Below are 1778 nucleotides of genomic sequence, written 5' to 3'. Positions count from 1 at the left end.
ACCTCTTTTTTTCCTTTTTTGGTGGGCTGTTTTTTTTTTAAACGAGACTGGTGGGTTTCTCTTTTTGGGGGTCTTTGCTGCCCAATCACCCCACCAGCGGCTCCAGGACCGGGTTGTACGGGTTCGCGCGCTGGACGCCCAGGCGGGCGAGGCGGGCGCGGACGCGGTTGGAGGAACCGGAGCGGGCGGGCTGGCCGGCGGAGGGCCGGGCCGCGGGCTGCTGCGCACGCTCGGGTGGGGCCGGTTTGGGGCGCGAGCTCTCGGCCGCCTTGGCCGCGGACGCGGCCTGGGTGTGCTGGACCTGCCCGCGGGTGTCGTTCTTCGCGTTCGGCGCGGGCTTCGCCGCCGGCGCCGAGGCGGACTCGGGCTTGGCGGCGGTCAGGTGCTGGGCCTCGTCTGGCAAGAGGGCTCCTCGTGCGCGATCCGGGTCCCCCGGTCAGGCTCCGGAAACCCCATGGTAGCGATCCTGGGCCTCGGCATCGCCTTCAGGCCGATGTGAGGACCGTCCATGCGAGAAACACGGGAGGCTGCCACGGGATTCCGACGGGGCGGCCGACGGGTGTTCCACGGGTGTCCGCCGGGTTGCGGGAGACCCCTGTGCACCCGCGCCGTGAGCGGCTGAGACCGGCCACCAGCCGACCGGAACCCCGCAGACGAGCCACGCCGCACGGCCCCCTCCCGGCAGCACCGCGACGTCCCCTCGCCCTCAGCAGCCCGACCGACCGCAACCGCCGGACCGCGCCCGTGATCGCCGGCGACAGGCCCCGCCGTACCCGCACGGCCTTCGACCGCGGGCCCCACACACGAACCGTGAAGAACCCGACCACGAACGGCCCACAGCAGCCGGCCGACCACAGGCGCACGGACCCCGACCGCGCCCCGGCCACGGCCCGCGCGCCGTGAGTGTCATCGTGCGAGCGGTCGGTCCCGCCGTCCTGGGACGACGTTCGGAACGCAAGCACGGGTCTCGGCGGATCCGAGGCGGCCGGGGCGGTGCCCGCAAGCCATGACGGCCCGGGCGCGCTCCGGTACGTCCCGGCGACAAAAACGACGAACGGCCGTCCCCGTAGTGCTCGGGACGGCCGTTCGGGCGCTCGGTCGGGGCTCAGACCTGGAGGAGAGCCTCCAGCGGAGCCCCGTTCAGGGCCGCTTCCAGGCGTGAGCGGCCGTCGAGGAAGCCCAGTTCCATCAGGACCGCCGCGCCCGCGACCTCGGCGCCGGCGCGGTGGATGAGCCGGATCGCCGCCTCGGCCGTGCCACCGGTGGCGAGGACGTCGTCGACGATCAGCACGCGGTCGCCCGACGTCAGGTCCTCGGCGTGCACCTCGATCTCGGCCGAGCCGTACTCCAGGTCGTACGCCTGGCGCAGGGTCGCTCCGGGGAGCTTGCCCGCCTTGCGCACGGGGATGAAGCCGAGGCCCGCGCGGACGGCGACCGGGGCACCGAGGATGAAGCCCCGGGCCTCCAGACCGACGATCTTGGTCGCACCGGTGTTCCCGGCGATCTCCGCCAGCGCGTCGGTGAGCGCGGTGAAGGCCGCCGGGTCCGCCAGGAGCGGCGTGATGTCCTTGAACATCACGCCCTGCTCCGGGTAGTCGGCCACATCACGGATGCGGCTCAGCAGCAGCTCCCTGATGTCGGTCATCGGCGCTTGCCCGAGGGACGGCGGCGGTCCCGGCTGCTGGGGCCGACGACCGCGGTGTCCGCGTCCTCGGGCTCGCCGTGGTCCGCGGTCCTGGTCTCCGCGAACTCAACCCCCGCGGCCGCCAGGGCCCGCT

1 protein-coding gene and 1 pseudogene are annotated in these 1778 nt (G+C 73.1%); both read right to left on the bottom strand.

What is annotated here, in order from left to right:
* Nucleotides 1-97: 97 nt before the first annotated feature.
* A pseudogene (locus ACFW2E_RS20940) lies at nucleotides 98-403 on the bottom strand (GTP pyrophosphokinase); the annotation flags it as partial.
* A gap of 702 nt (nucleotides 404-1105) precedes the next feature.
* Nucleotides 1106-1645 (bottom strand): adenine phosphoribosyltransferase, encoded by a 540-nt coding sequence (locus ACFW2E_RS20935; protein WP_384468509.1) that lies wholly within the window; start codon nucleotides 1643-1645, stop codon nucleotides 1106-1108.
* Nucleotides 1646-1778: the final 133 nt, after the last annotated feature.

The sequence above is a fragment of the Streptomyces sp. NPDC058964 genome, assembly GCF_042741275.1.
Lineage (GTDB): Bacteria > Actinomycetota > Actinomycetes > Streptomycetales > Streptomycetaceae > Streptomyces.
This window is presented reverse-complemented; position numbering and strand designations above follow the sequence as displayed.